At 71.5% G+C, this 15842-nt stretch carries 13 protein-coding genes; 12 read left to right on the top strand and 1 reads right to left on the bottom strand.

The genetic code is table 11. The features are described 5' to 3' along the window. Positions 1 to 16: 16 nt before the first annotated feature. The 4 genes from AB0M26_RS04710 to AB0M26_RS04695 are packed head-to-tail and all read left to right on the top strand — an operon-like array spanning position 17 to position 4613. Complete coding sequence (locus tag AB0M26_RS04710) at positions 17 to 1363, top strand: MFS transporter (RefSeq protein WP_365254449.1); 1347 nt, start codon at positions 17 to 19, stop codon at positions 1361 to 1363. Positions 1364 to 1369: 6 nt separating this feature from the next. Beyond that, on the top strand, positions 1370 to 2662 hold the full coding sequence (locus AB0M26_RS04705) for an ATP-grasp domain-containing protein (protein WP_365254446.1): 1293 nt from the start codon (positions 1370 to 1372) through the stop codon (positions 2660 to 2662). Positions 2663 to 2721: 59 nt separating this feature from the next. Continuing rightward, positions 2722 to 3996: an ATP-grasp domain-containing protein gene (locus AB0M26_RS04700; protein ID WP_365254443.1), complete on the top strand. Its 1275-nt coding sequence runs from the start codon at positions 2722 to 2724 to the stop codon at positions 3994 to 3996. Continuing rightward, a complete protein-coding gene (locus AB0M26_RS04695) occupies positions 3993 to 4613 on the top strand; it encodes a hypothetical protein (RefSeq protein WP_365254440.1) in 621 nt (206 codons plus the stop codon). Before AB0M26_RS04700 ends, AB0M26_RS04695 begins: the two co-directional genes overlap by 4 nt. Before the next feature lie 84 nt (positions 4614 to 4697). Here AB0M26_RS04695 and AB0M26_RS04690 read toward each other — a convergent pair whose 3' ends face one another. Continuing rightward, the gene (locus AB0M26_RS04690) at positions 4698 to 5120 is read right to left on the bottom strand and encodes an acyl-CoA thioesterase (protein WP_365254438.1); all 423 of its coding nucleotides are present in this window, start codon (positions 5118 to 5120) and stop codon (positions 4698 to 4700) included. Positions 5121 to 5359: 239 nt separating this feature from the next. Here AB0M26_RS04690 and AB0M26_RS04685 point away from each other — a divergent pair, with 239 nt between their 5' ends. The 8 genes from AB0M26_RS04685 to AB0M26_RS04650 all read left to right on the top strand — a co-directional run bounded on the left by AB0M26_RS04685 (position 5360) and on the right by AB0M26_RS04650 (position 15711). Beyond that, positions 5360 to 6889, top strand: coding sequence for an amino acid adenylation domain-containing protein (locus tag AB0M26_RS04685; protein WP_365254435.1), 1530 nt, complete (start codon positions 5360 to 5362; stop codon positions 6887 to 6889). Further along, positions 6879 to 7100, top strand: a complete 222-nt coding sequence (locus AB0M26_RS04680) for a phosphopantetheine-binding protein (protein WP_365254432.1) — start codon at positions 6879 to 6881, stop codon at positions 7098 to 7100. The genes AB0M26_RS04685 and AB0M26_RS04680 overlap by 11 nt, the downstream gene beginning before the upstream one ends. Beyond that, positions 7097 to 8440 carry an FAD-dependent oxidoreductase gene (locus AB0M26_RS04675; protein WP_365254429.1) on the top strand — a complete coding sequence of 448 codons (1344 nt, stop codon included), beginning with the start codon at positions 7097 to 7099 and terminating at the stop codon, positions 8438 to 8440. The genes AB0M26_RS04680 and AB0M26_RS04675 overlap by 4 nt, the downstream gene beginning before the upstream one ends. Continuing rightward, positions 8437 to 10167, top strand: coding sequence for a class I adenylate-forming enzyme family protein (locus AB0M26_RS04670; protein WP_365254426.1), 1731 nt, complete (start codon positions 8437 to 8439; stop codon positions 10165 to 10167). Before AB0M26_RS04675 ends, AB0M26_RS04670 begins: the two co-directional genes overlap by 4 nt. Positions 10168 to 10233: 66 nt before the next feature. Beyond that, positions 10234 to 12237, top strand: coding sequence for an FAD/NAD(P)-binding protein (locus AB0M26_RS04665; protein ID WP_365254423.1), 2004 nt, complete (start codon positions 10234 to 10236; stop codon positions 12235 to 12237). A gap of 2 nt (positions 12238 to 12239) precedes the next feature. Continuing rightward, the gene (locus tag AB0M26_RS04660; RefSeq protein ID WP_365254420.1) at positions 12240 to 13706 is read left to right on the top strand and encodes an adenylosuccinate lyase family protein; all 1467 of its coding nucleotides are present in this window, start codon (positions 12240 to 12242) and stop codon (positions 13704 to 13706) included. 8 nt (positions 13707 to 13714) lie between these two features. Continuing rightward, positions 13715 to 15112, top strand: coding sequence for a lysine 2,3-aminomutase (locus AB0M26_RS04655; RefSeq protein ID WP_365254417.1), 1398 nt, complete (start codon positions 13715 to 13717; stop codon positions 15110 to 15112). After that, positions 15109 to 15711, top strand: a complete 603-nt coding sequence (locus AB0M26_RS04650; RefSeq protein WP_365254414.1) for a TIGR03086 family metal-binding protein — start codon at positions 15109 to 15111, stop codon at positions 15709 to 15711. Before AB0M26_RS04655 ends, AB0M26_RS04650 begins: the two co-directional genes overlap by 4 nt. Positions 15712 to 15842: the final 131 nt, after the last annotated feature.

The following is a 15842-nucleotide window of genomic DNA, read 5'->3' as shown; positions in this document are numbered from 1 at the left end:
CCACCCGAGGAGTCCCATGATCAAGACCTTGATCCCGCCTCCGGGCCCGCCCCGGACACTCGCCCTGGCGCAGCTGATCAGCCGTACCGGTGACGGGGCGTACTACGTCACCGCCGCCCTCTTCTTCACCACGGTCGTGGGCCTGTCCCCGGCCGAGTTGGGGCTCGGCCTGACCGTCGCCTGGACGGTGGCTCTGGTCCTGGGCGTACCGCTCGGGCATCTCGCGGACCGCAGGGGAGTCCGCGGGACGGCGGTGTTCTTCTTCTGCTGCGCGGCCGTCGCCGTCGGGTCGTATCTGTTCGTGCGCTCCTTCCCTCTGTTCGTGCTCTCGGCGAGCCTGTACGCGGTGGGCCAGCGCAGCGGCTCGGCCGCCCAGCAGGCACTGCTCGCGGGGGTGGTGCCGAAGGAGCAGCTCACCCGGGTCCGCGCGTTTCTGCAGGCGAGCTACAACGCCGGGCTGTCGGTGGGTGCCGCGCTGGGCGGGATCGTGCTGCTCTTCGATGCGCGGGAGGCCTACCTCGCGGCGTTCGCGCTCGATTCCGCGGGCTTCGTGGTGGCGGCGCTCGTGCTGTGGCGGGTGCCCGCGGTCGCGCCGACGCCCGCGGCGGCCAAGGGCGAGAAGACGCAGACGGTCTTCAAGGACCGGCCGTACGTCGCGGCGAGCCTGCTCAATCTGGTCCTCGTCCTGCATGTGCCGCTGATCGATGTGGCCCTGCCGCTGTGGATCGTCGGGCACACCGAGGCCCCGGCCTGGGTGCTGTCCGTCATGTTCGTGCTCAACACCCTTGCGGTGGTGGTCTTCCAGGTGCGGGTGGCCCGCGGGGTCTCGGACCTGGCCGGCGCCGCGCGGTACGTGGTGCGCGGCGGACTGCTGCTGGGCGCGGGCTGTGTGGTCTTCGCCTTCTCCGGCAGCGGAGGCTCCGCATGGTCGGCGATCCTGCTCCTGATCACCGCCGCCGCGGTGCAGACCCTGGGCGAGATGGTGCAGATGGCCGGCACCTGGGAGATCAGCTTCGGACTGGCCCCGGACGGCAAGCACGGTGAGTACCAGGCGTTCTTCGGTTCCGGTCTGACGGTGGCGGAGATCGTGGGGCCGCTCGCGCTGACGGGGATGCTCGTCTACTGGGGCTGGCCCGGCTGGCTGCTGCTGGGCGCGCTCTTCGCTGCGGCCGGTTTCGCGATGATCCCGGTTGTGCGGTGGGGCGAACGGAGGCTGGCCGAGCGGCTTGTGACGGCGGAAGGGGGCGGGGAGACGCCGGTTCCGGATGCTCTCCGCAAGGACACGCCCGCCCCGGACCGCAAGGACACGCCCGCCCCGGACGCCTCCGGACCGGACGTCCCCGGCGAACTGGCCAGGAGCTGACGGGCCATGGGGACGAAGAGGACGGACACGATAGACCGGACGGACACGAAGGACCGGACCGACGCGAGCGGCGGCCGTACGCTGCTGATCATCGGTGGCCGGGTCGAGACGGTATGCAAGGCCAGGGAGCTGGGGCTTCGCGTGGTCAACGTCCAGCGCCCGGAGGAATACCGGCCCGAGCACGCGGAGTTGGTCGAGGCCGCCCTGCTGGCCGACTACACCGACTGGTCCGTGCTGCGGCCGCTGGTGACCGCCGCCCACGAGGTGTTCGGCTTCTCGGGCGTCGCGACCATCACCGAGCCGGGCGTGGAGCCCGTCGGTCTCATCAGCGACGCCCTCGGCCTCCCCGGCAACAGCCACCGCTGCGCCCGGCTCATGCGGGACAAGGAGGCCATGCGCCTCCATCTGTCCTGGCGGGCCGACGCCGTGGCGGCCGGGGCGGTCACCGATGGCGCCGCCCTGTCGGACTTCGGGGCGCGCCACGGCTATCCGTTCATCGTCAAACCGGTGGACGCGGCGGCCAGTTTCGGCGTACGGAAGGTGGAAGGCCCGGAGGCGGTCGAGGACGTCTGGCGCGCGATCACCGACCTGCGCGGCCGTACGGACCACCTCTTCGCGACCTACTTCCCCGTCGACCGCTTTCTGATGGAGGAGTACCTGGACGGGCCGGAGTTCAGCGTCGAGTCGCTGAGCTTCGACGGACGCCACGTGCCGCTGGCGGTCACCGAGAAGACGACGCTCGGCAGCTTCGTGGAGTCGGGCCACGCCATGCCGGCCCGGCTGCCGTCGGTCGACGAGGAGGCCGTAATCCGCTGCGCCGTGGAATCCCTGGACGCCTTGGGCCTGCGTCACGGCCCCGCACATACGGAGGTGAAGCTGACCGAGCGCGGCCCCCGGCTGATCGAGTCGCACGGCCGTCCCGGTGGCGATCGCATCATGGACCTGGTCGAAGCCGCCTACGGGGTGGACATCGAAAGCTATGCCTCCGGCTGGGCCGCCGGGGTGCTCCCCCCGCTGGAGGGTCCCCCGGAGCCGCGGGCGGCCGCTGCCACCCGCTTCCTCACCGCCGAGCCCGGGCGGGTCACCGCCATCGAGGGGGACACCGACGTGCGGGAGCACGAGAACGTCCTCGGTGTGGACGTCTCCGTCGCGACGGGTGACACCATCCGCCCCCTGGAGGCCAGTTGGGACCGCGTGGGCCAGGTCCTGGTCACCGGCCCCGACACCGACGCGGCCGTCGCACTCGGCGAGCAGCTCGCCGGAAAGATCTCCGTGATCACCACGCCGGACGGGGGCTGACCGGTATGCCCGCAGCCCGCACCCGTCCGGCGGCGGTGTCCGAACGAGGGAAAGACGTCATGTCAGAACACGTACTGGTCTTCGGGAACGGCTACGACATTCCCGGACGCATGCGTGCGCTCGGCGCTGCGACGGGCAGAAGCATCACCACCAGTGTGATGTGCCGCCCCGAGCATCTGACCAAGCTGGAGGAGGCCGAGGGGCACGCGCGGATCATCGCGGTGGGGGCCGACGCTCCCGTCGAGCACTGGGTCGCACTCGCCCGCGCGATCCACGCGATGGAACCGGTGACCCGTATCGGCTCCTTCGGCGACCAGTGCCAGGAGAAGGCGGCCGCCGTGGGGCAGGCCCTGGGGGTGCCGGCGCACTCACCGGAGACCGTCCGCCTGGTGTTCGACAAGTTCGCCATGCGGCAGCACCTGGCGGAGGCCGGTGTCGAGCCGACCGGTTCCGCGGCGGTCGGCAGCACTGCGGCCCTGCACGCCTTCGCGGCCGAGCACGGCTATCCGTACGTGGTCAAACCCCGTAGCGGTACGTCGAGTTCGGGCGTCGCCGTGGTCCGCACGGCCGACGAGGCGGAGGCGGCCTTCGAGCGGGCGCGCGGGGCGGGCGAGCCGGCCGCGGCGGCCGAGCCGGCCGAGGTGGTGGCCGAGCCGTTCCTCACCGGCCCGCAGTACAGCGTGGAGTGCTTCTCCGAGCTGGGCGAGCACGAAGTCGTTGCCATCACCCGCAAGTTCTCCGATCCGGTCAGCCTGGTGGAGCTGGGCCATGTGATGCCCGCGCCGCTGCCTCCTGCGGAGGCCGAGGCGATCCGCGCCCATGTGGTCACGGCACTCGCCGCCCTGGGCGTGGAGTACGGCCCCACCCACACCGAGGTCGTCCTCACCGAGGGCGGGCCGCGGATCATCGAGACCCATCTGCGTGTCGGGGGCGACGAGATCTGGAACATGGTCACCGACGCCACGGGCATCGACCTGGTCGAGAACCAACTGCGGCAGTGCACCGGCGAGAAGGTGCTGCCCGACATCCGCGCGATGCTGGCAGATCCCGCGCGAGCAATGCACCATGAGGCGATCTGGTTCGCGGGCGCGCCGGCGGCGGGGGTGCTCGTCGAGGTCGCCGGTACGGGCGGCCCGCACCCGGAGGGCGTACGACTGGAGGTACTCGCAAACGCCGGACGCATGCTTGACGGACTGCAGAGCTCCGACTCCCGTCTGGCGCAGGCCCGTGCGCATGGGGCCACCGCGGAGGAAGCGCTTGCTCTGGCCAGGGATGCCATCGCGAGGCTGGAGTTCATCACGCGCGTCTCCGCCGGGCAGGTGGATCTCCTGTGACGGCACCGGTGGAGTCGAGGCGCCAGTCGGCGGTGCAGTACCGCGGAGCGGTACCCGGGGGTGGTACGCCCGGTGCCGCGTCCCGGAGCGGTACGCCCGGGGGTGCCGCGCAGACCCACGGGCGGGAGATCCGCGCCGTGCTCGACGATCTCGACGAGCAGATCATCGCGATGGTGCTGCGCAGGGCCGAGCTGGCCAGGAGGTACCAGTCGGTGCGGAGGGTCTCGGGACTCCCTGCGACCGAACTCGCCTGGGAGAACCGGATGTTGTGCCGCTTCGCGGACCGGCTCGGCACGAAGGGCGCGGACATCGCGCGTGCCGTGCTGTCGCTGTCCCAGCTCGCGACAGCGCGCGGCGGTCGAGGGCCCGGGGTCCCGGGGCCCGGCAGCCCGGGAAACGGCGTCCGAGGACCCGGCGGCTCGGGAAGCGGCAGCCCGGGAAGCAGCTGCCGAGGACCCGGGGACCCGAGGCCCGGCAGCGCGGGGAGCGGCGGCCCGGGGCCCGGCAGCTCGGGAAGCGGCAGCCCGGGGCCCGGCAGCCCGGGGCCCGGCAGCTCGGGAAGCGTCGGCCGGAGGGCGTCGCCTCGAAACGGGGACGGGGGGAGGCCGGCGGAATGAGCCGGAAGGACAGGTACCGACGGAAAGCGCCCGCGGAGGCTCCGCCCTTCCGCGGGGCGAGGTCTCCACCGGGCGCCACTCCGTTCAGAATCCCATGATTTCAGGACGCTCGGCGAGCTTATGGAAATGCTCGGCAGGCTCCGGGATCAATTTTCTCTTGTCCAGGTCGATGAGGCCGGCGACGCTTGTCAATTCCGCGACGAGCACGCCGTCGGTCCTCCGGATCTCCTGATGCACGCGGAATGTCTTTCCGTCACCCCAAATCCATTGGCAGGTGACATCGACTTCGTCTCCGCCACGCAGTTCGCGATGGAACCGCATCGTGTTCTCCAGCACCGCGGGCCCGATCCGCGTGGCAATCAGGGCGTCCTGCGAGATACCTGCCGCGCGGAGGCTCTCCCATCGCGCGTGCTCGCAGTACTGCAGGTAGACGGCTTGGTTCAAGTGTCCCTGCGTGTCCAGCTCATAGCCCCGGACCAGGATGCGTAACTGAAATGGCTGTGCCATGCGTGGCAACCTCCTTATGTGATCGTGAAGTTCCTACCCCACCCGTCACCGTGCCGCAAGGACGCCAGTAATGGAATGTTCCGCTCAGGTTGCGAGTGATGTGGATCACGTCCGCTTCGTTCTTGACTCAGCGTGAAGTCCTGGTGTTAGCGTAATCGTTATGCCCCGCTGGGCTGTTTTCCTCCGGGTGAGCTCCTTTCAATTCCCTTCTCCGCCTCACCGATTGAAACACGGTTCTGATGTCGGACTTAGTTGACGCCTTCATGACGGCGGCCCGTAACCATCCAGACAGGCCGGCAATTTCTCACAACGGACAGGCCCTGACGTATTCCGGGCTCGCGCGCCGGGTACGCGCCACGGCCGCGCGGCTGGGGCCCTCCCCCGGAGTCGTCGGGGTTCTGACCGACCGCTCCCCCGCCACGATCGTCGCCATGCTCGGTGTGCTGTCCGCCGGCGGCACTTACTGCCCCGTCGACCCCGCCTTCCCCACCGCCCGGCAGCGGGCGCTGCTGGAGGCCGTCGACTGCACCACGGTTCTGGCGGCGAAGCCCGGAGCCGAAGCGCCCCCGGGCGTCGCGTCGGTCGCTGTCCCCGAGCCGGAGCCCCAGGGTTCGGCCGATACCGGTCCGCTCCCGCGGCCGGCGCCGGACGACCCGGCGTACACGCTCTTCACCTCCGGCTCCTCCGGCAAGCCGAAGCCGGTCGTCACCCCGCACCGGGCCGTCGCCGCCTCGGTGGCCTCGCTCCGCTGCCTCTTCGGCCTCCGGCCCGAGGACCGGGTGCTGCAGTTCGCCTCGCTCAACTGGGACACCAGCTTCGAGGAGATCCTGCCCGCCCTCACTGCGGGAGCGACCCTCGTCTTCCACGACGAGGCGTACACCGGCTCGCTGCCCCGGCTGCTCCGGACCGTGACGGAGGAGCGCATCACCCTGCTCGATCTGCCCACCGCGTTCTGGCACGAGCTCGTCCACCACCTCGTGGAGGACGAGGCCCGGCTGCCCGACTGCGTACGCACCGTGGTCATCGGCGGTGAGGCCGTGAACCCCGCCCGTCTGGCCGACTGGCGCGTCCTGGGCACTGGCCGCATCCGGCTCGTCAACACCTACGGCTGCACCGAGACCACCCTGATCACCCACGCCGTCGACCTGCACGGCCCCGGCGCCCCAGGACCCGGCGTCTGGTGGGGCGAGAACGCCCGCGTGCCCATCGGGAGACCGCTCCCGCACGTGCGGGACGACATCGCTGAGGACGGTGAACTCCTCGTCTCCGGACCGTCATTGGCCCTGGGCTACCGCGGCCTTCCCGGGCCGACCGCGGAGAAGTTCGTGGTCCGCGAGGGCAGAGACGGCGCCGTGCGCTGGTTCCGGACCGGGGACCGGGTCAGCCGCCGCCCCGACGGTCATGTCGTCCACGAGGGCCGTCTCGACGCCGAGATCAAGGTGCGCGGCATCCGCGTCGATCCCGCGGAGGTCGAGGCACACCTCACCGGCCACCCCGGCGTCACGGGAGCGGCCGTCGTGGGCACGCGCGCCGCGGGCCGCACCACGATGGCCGCCTATCTGGTGGCCTCGCCCGACGCGGGCGAGAGCCTCGCCCAGGAGGTCCTGGCCCATCTGCGCAGAACGGTCCCGGGCCATCTCGTACCGCACCGGGTCACCGTCGTTCCCGAACTCATCTACACCGCCAGCGGAAAGGTCGATCGCACCGCGACGCACCGGCTGCATCACACCCCGCCGGCTTCACAGAACAGGACAGCCCATGAGCGCTGACGACATCGTCGACATCTTCCGCCGCGTGCTGGAGACCGACACCATCACCGCGGACTCCGACTTCTTCGAACTCGGCGGCGACTCGCTGCTGGGGACCCGCGTCCTGAGCGCGGTCGCGCGCCGGCACGGGGTGGAGCTGTCGTTCGACGACTTCGCCGCCGCTCCCACGGCCAGCGCACTGTCCGCGAAGATCGCGAGCGTGAGCCGGTGAGCGTCGTCGTCGTAGGGGCCGGCGCCGCAGGCCTCACCGCGGCCCACGATCTGGCCTCGCGCGGGGTCGAGGTCGAGGTCCTGGAAGCCCGCGACCGGGTCGGCGGCCGCATGCACGGCATCGAGGTGGCGCCGGGAACCTGGGCGGACGCGGGAGCCGCGTACCTCGGCGAGCGCCACACCGAACTACTGGGCCTGATGGCCGACATGGGGCTCAAGACGGCCCCCACCACGATGGACGGGAACAGCCGCTTCGCGCTCTCCCCGTCCGGGAGCGAGACCGTCCCCGGCAGGTTCCCGCCGCTCAACGGTGTGGCGCTGGGCGAGCTGTTCGACCTGCTCGACGAGGTGACGCGCAGCGTATGCCCCGAGGCGCCCTGGCTCACCCCGGACGCCGCCCGCCTGGACGCCATGACGGCTGCCGAGTGGGCCGAGCAGAACCTCCGCCACCCGGACAGCCGCCTGTTCTTCCCGCTCTTCCTCGGCGAGATGATGGCCGCCGCGCCCACGGACGTCTCCGTCCTCCACATGGCGTTCTACCTGCGGTCCGGAGCCGGGCTGACGTATCTGAACGCCTTCGAGGGCGGCGCGCAGGAGTGGCGCATCGAAGGCGGCGCCCACGGCCTGTGCGCAGCACTCGCCGACCGGCTCGGCGACCGGGTGCGCCTGAGCGAGCCCGTACGGGCCGTGGAGCAGGACGACTCGGGGGTGACGGTGCACTCCGCGACCCGTTCCGTACGGGCCGACGCGGTGATCGTCGCGATTCCTCCGGTCCTGGCCGACCGCATCGCCTTCCGGCCCGGGCTGCCCGCGCCCCGTTCCAGCGAACGCACCGCACCCGGCTGTGCCGTGAAGGTCCATCTGATCCATCCTTCCCCGCTGTGGCGGGCGGACGGGCTGTCCGGCTGGTCGGTCAGCGCGGACGGTCCGCTGCTGTCCACCGTCGACGACTCGCCCTCCGCCGACGGCGTGGGCGTGCTGACCGGTTTCGTCACCGGCGACGAGGCCCGCCGGTTCGGCGCTCTGCCCGCGGCCGAGCAGCGGGCGGCGGCCTTCGCCCAGGCCGCCCGTCTCTTCCCCGATCTGCCCGAGCCCATCGGCTTCCACGTCACCGACTGGGTCAACGAGCCCTACAGCCGCGGATGTTATGCGGCCCTCTTCGGCCCGGGCGATTGGACCGCGCAGGGACCCGGTCTGATCCTCCCGCACGGGCGGGTCCACTGGGCCGGCACGGAGACCAGTACCGAGTTCTTCGGCCTCATGGAAGGCGCCATCCGCTCGGGGCACCGGGCGGCCGCGGAAACAGCGTCCCTCGACCACCACTCCGGGAGTGCACGATGAGCGTCCAGAGCCCCGTAGCCCCTCTGTCCGTACGCCAGAAGTTCATGACCGACCCCGATCTGGGTGCCGGCAACTTCCTGCAGAAGGCGCTGGAGGCCAACCCCCACGCCGATGTCCCGTACGCCTTCAGCCACTCCACCGACCACCGGGGCGAGGTCGTCCTGCGCGGCCACAGCCTGCGGGACCTGGCGGATCTGCGAGACCGCTACGCCCGCTGGTACTGGGCGAACGGCGTGAAGCCGGGCGACCCGATCGGGGTCTACGTGGCCGAGGGCCTCGAACCGCTGCTGCACTTCCTGGCGCTCACCGCCCTCGGGGCCATCCCCGCGATGATCAACGACGCCATGCCGGAGCGCACCGCGATTCGCTACCTCGACCACGTGGGCGCATCCGGACTCGTCGCGGACGACCCCACCCGGCTCGTCGCCGCCTACCGCAACGAGGGCAACCGGCACAGGCCGCGCTTCATCATCCCGGCCGCCGAACTGCGCGCCTACGACCCGGAGGACGGCGAACTGCCGGCGGCCTACCCGTACGAGCACGCCCCGGACGAGGTCGTCGCGCTCATCCACTCCTCGGGCACCACCGGCACGCCGAAGTCGACGATGCTCGCGCACCGGCAGTTCTGGGCCGGCAAGGAGCCGCGGATGGAGCGGTTCCCCTGCTCGCCCGACGACAGGCTGATGTCGCTGATGCCGCACACGCACGCCGGCGGCCTGAGCTACTTCCTCACCGCCACCCTCATCGCACTGCCCACCGTCGTCATGGGCGACTGGCGGCGCAGCACCGTGGAGCCGGTGATGGAGGCCTTCCTCCCGACGATGGTCGCCTCCTTCCCCCGTACCTTCGTCGAGCTGGCGACCGGCGAGCTGCCCGCCAAGGGCGCCGCCAAGGTGCACAGCTGGTTCAACACCGGGGACGGAGCGCACCACGGGCACATACGCCGCCTCGTCACGCTCGGCGAGCGACCGGCGGGCCTGATCAAGCCGTGGCTGCTCCCCCAGGATCGCGAGGCCGAAGCCGCGCTGCCCGGCTCGCAGTTCATCGACGGGCTCGGTTCCTCCGAGATGGGCATGGCCCTCTTCGGACAGGTCACCACCCCCGAAACGGAGCGCAATGACCGCTGCGTCGGCAAGCCCACCGAGGTGGTGCACGCGGCCGCGGTCCTCACCCCGGAGGGCGAGGAGGTGGCGGTGGGCACCGTCGGTCTGCTGGCGGTCAAGACGCCCTCGCGTACGCCCGGTTACTGGAACGCGCCCGAGCTGACGCGCAGCTTCGAACTCGACGGCTACTGGCTCACGGGCGATGTGGCGAGGAAGGACGAGGAGGGGAACTTCTACCACCTCGACCGGACGGTGGATGTGATGGAGACCGCGGACGGACCGGTCTACAGCCTTCCCCTGGAGGAAGTGCTGCTGGCCGACTGCGCCGACACCGTCCTGGACTGCGCCGTCGTCGGCATACCGGGCGCCGGGGGCGAGGGTCACCGGCCGGTCGCCGTGGTGCGCCTGCAGCCGGGGGTGGTGGAGCCGTCGGCGGAGGAGCTGCGCGAGCAGGCCAACAAGGAGCTCACCGCGGCCGGGCTGTCCCCGCTGGCCGCCGTCATCGTCGCCCGCGAGGCGGCCGACTATCCGACCGGCGTGACCGGCAAGGCACTCAAGCGCGAGCTGCGAACCCGCTGGGCAGGCCTGTTCACCGAGGCGGACCGCACGTCCGCGCGGGGCTGAGGTCCCCATGCGCTCACGCGCCCGGCCCCGGTCCGCAGTCACATCGAGCAAAGGATGAACTCCGGCATGCTTCAGAGCGATGCCACGACGTTATGCGTGATCGGGGCCGGTCCCCGTGGGCTGTCGGTGGTCGAACGGGCCTGCGCCAACGCCGCGGCGACCGGTGCGCCGGTGGTCGTGCACATCGTCGAACCGTATCTGCGGCTGGGCTGCAGGGTGTGGCGCACCAGCCAGCCCTCCGTCCTGCTGATGAACACCGTCGCCTCGCAGGTCACGATGTTCACCGACGAGAGCGTGAACTGCGAGGGCCCGCTGTCGCAGGGGCCGAGCCTGTACGAGTGGGCGAAGCTGCTCGAGCGGCTGGAACCGTTCGTGCCGTACCCGCCGCATGTGTACGAGGAGGCGCGGCGCCTGGGCCCGGACTCGTATCCGACCCGGTCGTTCTACGGGCGGTATCTGGGCTGGGTGTTCGACCGGCTGATCCGCACCGTGCCGGAGCACATCGCCGTCGAGACCCATGGGTGCCGGGCGCTGGCCGTCCGGGACGAGGCCGACGGATCGCAGACGGTGACCCTGGAGAACGGCGTCGAGCTGACCGGCTGTGATGCGGTCGTGCTGGCGCTCGGGCACGTGGACATGCCGCTCAGCGCGGAGGAGCGGCGACTGCGGGCATTCGCGACCGGGCACGAGCTCGCGTACGTGCCCAGGGGCAACCCGGCCGACGCCGACGTCGGCCGTATCGCGCCCGGCGAGACGGTGGCGCTCAGGGGCATGGGGCTCAACTTCTTCGACCATCTGGCGCTGCTCACCACGGGGCGCGGCGGCTCGTTCGTCCGGGAGGCGGGGAAGCTGCGCTACCGCCCCTCGGGCGACGAGCCGCGGCTGATCGCCGGTTCGCGGCGCGGCGTGCCCTATCACTCGCGGGGTGAGAACCAGAAAGGGGCGACGGGCCGCCACCATCCGCTGTTTCTCAACGAGGAGGCCATCGGCCATCTCCGGCGGCGGAAGGAGGCCGGGCAGCCGGTCGCGTTCACCACGGACGTCTGGCCGCTGGTCGACCGGGAGGTGCGCGCGGTCTACTACCACGCGCTGATCGCCGGCGAGCGCGGCCGGTACGACGCGGACGTCTTCCTCGCCGAGTTCTGCAACGGGGCCCGGGAGCACGGGGACGGTACGGGCTCACGGGACGCCCGGACGGCATTCGAGGAGTCGCTGCTGCGGCGCTTCGGTGTCGGGGAGGACAGGCGCTGGAACTGGGACCGCATCGCCCGGCCCTACGGGGACCGGGAGTTCGCGGACGCCGGGGCGTACCGGGCGTGGCTGCTGGAGCATCTGCGGGAGGACATCGCCGAGGCCCGGCGCGGCAACGTACGGGGACCACTGAAGGCGGCGCTCGACGTGATGCGCGACCTCCGCAACGAGGTGCGGCTGGTCGTGGACCACTCCGGGATCACGGGCGCCTCCTATCGCGACGAACTCCATTCCTGGTACACGCCGTTGAACGCGTTCGTCTCGATCGGCCCGCCGGTCAGCCGAATCGAGGAGATGACCGCGCTCCTGGAGGCCGGAGTGCTCGACGTGGCCGGCCCGGGGATGCGGGTCACTGCCTCCCCCGACCGCCGGGCGTTCGTGGTGAGTTCGGAGCGCGTCCCCGGCCCCGGGGTGGAGGCGACGGCGCTCATCGAGGCCAGGTTGCCGGAGTTCGACCTGCGGACCACGACCGATCCGCTCATCCGGGATCTCGTGGCGCAGGGCGCGTGCCGTCCGTACGCCGTCGAGTCCCCCGGCCGGGACCCGTGGCGGTCCGGCGGCCTGGCCGTCACACCCAAGCCGTACCACGTGGTGGGCGCCGACGGCCTGCCGCACCCGCGCCGGTTCGCGTTCGGCATTCCCACCGAGTCCGTGCACTGGGCGACCGCTGCCGGCATCAGGCCCGGATCGGATTCGGTGATCCTCGGTGACGCCGACGCGATCGCCCGGGCGGCCTTGGCCGCGCGCGGACGCGCGTCGGCGGATTCCGGCTCGGAGCGGAGTTCCGGGCCGCCGGTCGCCACGCTGGAAGGAGACTGACGGTGGACGCAACACCCGGACGCACAACACCCGGACGCACAACTCCCGTACGCACAACTCCCGTACGCACGACGCCCGGTCTCGACGCCGGGCTTCTCAGCCCGGTGTGGGCAGGGGCCGGCGACCCGCTGTGCGACGAGGAGTGGGTCGCGGCCATGCTCGAGGTTGAAGTGGCGCTGGCCCGCTGCCAGGCACGGCTGGGAGTGATCCCGAAGTCCGCCGTCGGGCCGATCGAGTCGGCGGCCGCCTCGTCGCCGGTCGGGGTCGCCGAACTGGCTTGCCGTGCACGGGCATCGGCCAATCCGGTCGTCGAACTGGTACGAGCACTCACGGAGGCCGTCGCCCGGGTGGACCCGCAGGCCGCCGACCATGTGCACCGGGGCGGCACCAGCCAGGACATCCTGGACTCGGCCGCAATGGTGCTGGCGGCGCGGACGCTGACCCGCCTCGACGCGGACCTCTCGCGCGCCGCCGCGGCGCTGGCGCAGCTCGCGGACGACCACGCGCGTACACCGATGGCGGGGCGCACGCTCACCCAGCACGCGGTCCCCGTCACCTTCGGGCTGAAGGCGGCGGGTTGGCTCACGCTCGTGCTGGATGCGAGTGACCGGGTCCGGCAGGTGCGGGCGTCGCTGCCCGCACAGCTCGGCGGCGCGGCCGGCACTCTCGCCGCGTACGTGGAGTACGCGCGTGTGGCGGGCCTTCCCACGAAGGGCCACGCGGCCGAGCTGACGGCCGCCTTCGCGGCCGAGCTGGGCCTGCGCGAGCCCGAATCGCCCTGGCACACCGCCCGTACGCCCCTGGCCGATCTCGGCTGGGCCGTGACCGCCGTGACCGGCGGCCTCGGCAAGTTCGCGGCGGATGTGCTGGGCATGTCGCGGACCGAGGTGGGCGAGGTCGCAGAGCCGGCTGCGGAGGGGATCGGGGTGTCGTCCGCGATGCCGCAGAAGCGCAACCCCGTCCTCGCCACCCTCATCGTCTCGGCGGCGCGGCAGGCGCCCGCGTACGCGTCCATGCTCGGTCAGAGTCTTCTCGCCGAGGACGAACGCTCCCCGGGCGGCTGGCAGTCGGAGTGGCAGCCGATGCGCGAGGCCCTGCGGCTGGCGGCGGGTTCCGCGAGCACCGCGGCCGAACTCGCCGAAGGACTCGCGGTGTTCCCCGAGCGCCTGCTCGCCAACCTGCTCCTGACCGGCGGCGCCGTGGTCTCCGAGCGCCTGAACGCCGCGCTCGCCCCGCTGCTCGGCAAGGCCGCCGCCAAGCGGTTGCTGGGCCAGGTGGCGCGCGAGGCCGTCAACACCCGTCGCCCCTTCGAAGAAGTGCTGGCCGCGTCGCCCGAGGCGGCGGACCGGCTCATCGACGGTACGGCGCTCCCGGATCTGCTCGATCCGGCCAACTACCTGGGTGCCGCGGAGGAGCTCGTCACACGCGTGCTCGACCGCCACCGCACCCGCCCCACGTCGATCGGCTAGGAATCGCCATGGAAGCCCGCACGGCACCGAAAATACGCACCTTACCGACTCAGCAGCCCTACGAGTACGAGCGCGCGACCCTGGTCGAGCCCGACTGGCGGCGCCTGCCCGGCTGGCGGGACGTCACCGAGGCACAGTGGCGCAACGCCCAGTGGCAGCGCGCCCACTGCGTCAAGAACGCGGGGCAGCTCCGCGCCGTGACCGGCTCTCTCCTCCAGGACCGCTTCTTCGAGGACCTGGAAGCCGATCAGCAGCGCTTCGCCACGATGTCCATGCTGCTCACCCCGCAGATGCTCAACACCATGGCACCGCGGGCCGGTTCGGACCCGCAGTCCTTCACCGACGCCTTCCTGGCGGATCCGGTGCGGCGCTACATGCTGCCGGTGTTCAGCGACCGCGACCCGGAGTGGCCGAGCCATCCGTACGCCGAGCGGGACTCGCTGCACGAGGCCGAGATGTGGGTGGTGGAGGGCCTGACCCACCGCTACCCGACCAAGGTGCTGGCGGAGCTGGTGTCCACCTGCCCCCAGTACTGCGGCCACTGCACCCGTATGGACCTCGTTGGGACCTCCACGCCCCAGGTGGACAAGCTGAAACTGACGCTCACCCCGGCCGACCGCCAGGACCAGATGATCGACTATCTGAAGCGCACACCGGGCGTGCGCGACGTGGTGGTGTCGGGCGGGGACGTGGCCAATGTCCCATGGCCGCGTCTGGAGTCGTTCCTGATGCGACTGCTCGACCTCGACAACATCCGGGACATCCGACTGGCGACCAAGGCACTGACGGGACTGCCGCAGCACTGGCTGCAGCCCGCGGTGCTGGAGGGGTTGGAGCGGGTGGCCCGTACGGCAGCGCGACGAGCCGTCAATCTCGCCGTCCACACGCACGTCAACCACGCGCAGTCGGTCACGCCGCTCGTGGCCGAGGCGTCGCGGGCCGCGCTGGACGCGGGCGTACGTGACATCCGCAACCAGGGCGTCCTGATGCGCGGGGTGAACACCACGCCCGAGGCGCTGCTCGATCTGTGCATGTTGCTGCAGGGCGAGGCGAACATCCTGCCCTACTACTTCTACATGTGCGACATGATCCCCAACGCCGAGCACTGGCGGGTCGCCGTCCGGGAGGCCCAGGAACTCCAGCACAACATCATGGGGTACCTGCCGGGCTACGCCACACCCCGGATCGTCTGCGACGTGCCGTACGTGGGGAAGCGCTGGGTCCACCAACTCGCCGACTACGACCGCGAGTACGGCATCTCGTACTGGACGAAGAACTACCGCACCGGCATCGAGCTCGACGACCCCGATGCCCTGACCCGCCACTACCCGTTCTACGACCCCGTCTCCACCCTGCCCGAGTCCGGACGGCGCTGGTGGCGGGAGAACGGCGGCAGGAAGGCATGACGATGACCGACATCCTCGACCTCAACCGCCGGGCCGTGCAGCGCAGCACGGAGATCGTCGAGCAGGTACGGGCGGACGACTGGGACGCTCCGACACCGTGCTCGGAGTGGACGCTGCGCCGGCTCGTGGAGCACATGACGGCCCAGCACCACGGTTTCGCCACGGCAGCGGAGGGCGAGGTCGCCGACACCCGTGCGTGGCTGGAGGTGCCGTTGCAGGATCCCCGGCGCGGCTATGCGGAGTCGGTCGAGCGCGTCCTCGCCGCGTTCGCCGGGGACGGCGTGCTGGAGCGGGAGTTCTGGCTGCCTGAGATCCACCCGAAGATGCGCTTCCCCGCCGCCCGCGCCATCGGCTTCCACTTCCTGGACTACGTGGTGCACGGGTGGGACGTGGCCGCGGCGATCGGGATTCCGGCGGGCTACGACACGGACCTGCTCGAGCGGGCGGAGGAGGTGGCGCGGACGGAGGTGCCCGAAGGGCCCTCGCGTGAGCGCCCGGGGGCCGCGTTCCGTCCGGCGCTCGCGGTGTCGGAGCAGGACAGTGCCGAGGACCGCATGCTCGCGGTCCTCGGCCGGGATCCGAAATGGTCCCGCAGGTGACGCGGCCGGCCCCAGGCGGGGCCCGACCCGGTCCGCGGGTGACGCAGCCGATCCCGCCGCGGTTGTCGGTCCTGGCGTGGCGGTCCGTCCTGCCTCGGCGGTCCGTCCTGCCTCGGCGGTCCGTCCTGCCT

It is taken from the genome of Streptomyces sp. NPDC051776 (assembly GCF_040681345.1).
Classification (GTDB): domain Bacteria; phylum Actinomycetota; class Actinomycetes; order Streptomycetales; family Streptomycetaceae; genus Streptomyces.
The sequence above is the reverse complement of the archived record's forward strand: the minus strand, read 5'-3'. Positions and strand labels throughout refer to the sequence as shown.

Excerpts from the sequence above, each read along its gene's own strand:
- AB0M26_RS04680 (WP_365254432.1), top strand. The coding sequence starts at position 6,879 with ATGAGCGCTGACGACATCGTCGACATCTTCCGCCGCGTGCTGGAGACC.
- AB0M26_RS04685 (WP_365254435.1), top strand. The coding sequence starts at position 5,360 with ATGTCGGACTTAGTTGACGCCTTCATGACGGCGGCCCGTAACCATCCA.
- AB0M26_RS04690 (WP_365254438.1), bottom strand. The coding sequence starts at position 5,120 with ATGGCACAGCCATTTCAGTTACGCATCCTGGTCCGGGGCTATGAGCTG.
- AB0M26_RS04705 (WP_365254446.1), top strand. The coding sequence starts at position 1,370 with ATGGGGACGAAGAGGACGGACACGATAGACCGGACGGACACGAAGGAC.
- AB0M26_RS04700 (WP_365254443.1), top strand. The coding sequence starts at position 2,722 with ATGTCAGAACACGTACTGGTCTTCGGGAACGGCTACGACATTCCCGGA.
- AB0M26_RS04710 (WP_365254449.1), top strand. The coding sequence starts at position 17 with ATGATCAAGACCTTGATCCCGCCTCCGGGCCCGCCCCGGACACTCGCC.
- AB0M26_RS04670 (WP_365254426.1), top strand. The coding sequence starts at position 8,437 with ATGAGCGTCCAGAGCCCCGTAGCCCCTCTGTCCGTACGCCAGAAGTTC.
- AB0M26_RS04650 (WP_365254414.1), top strand. The coding sequence starts at position 15,109 with ATGACGATGACCGACATCCTCGACCTCAACCGCCGGGCCGTGCAGCGC.
- AB0M26_RS04655 (WP_365254417.1), top strand. The coding sequence starts at position 13,715 with ATGGAAGCCCGCACGGCACCGAAAATACGCACCTTACCGACTCAGCAG.
- AB0M26_RS04665 (WP_365254423.1), top strand. The coding sequence starts at position 10,234 with ATGCTTCAGAGCGATGCCACGACGTTATGCGTGATCGGGGCCGGTCCC.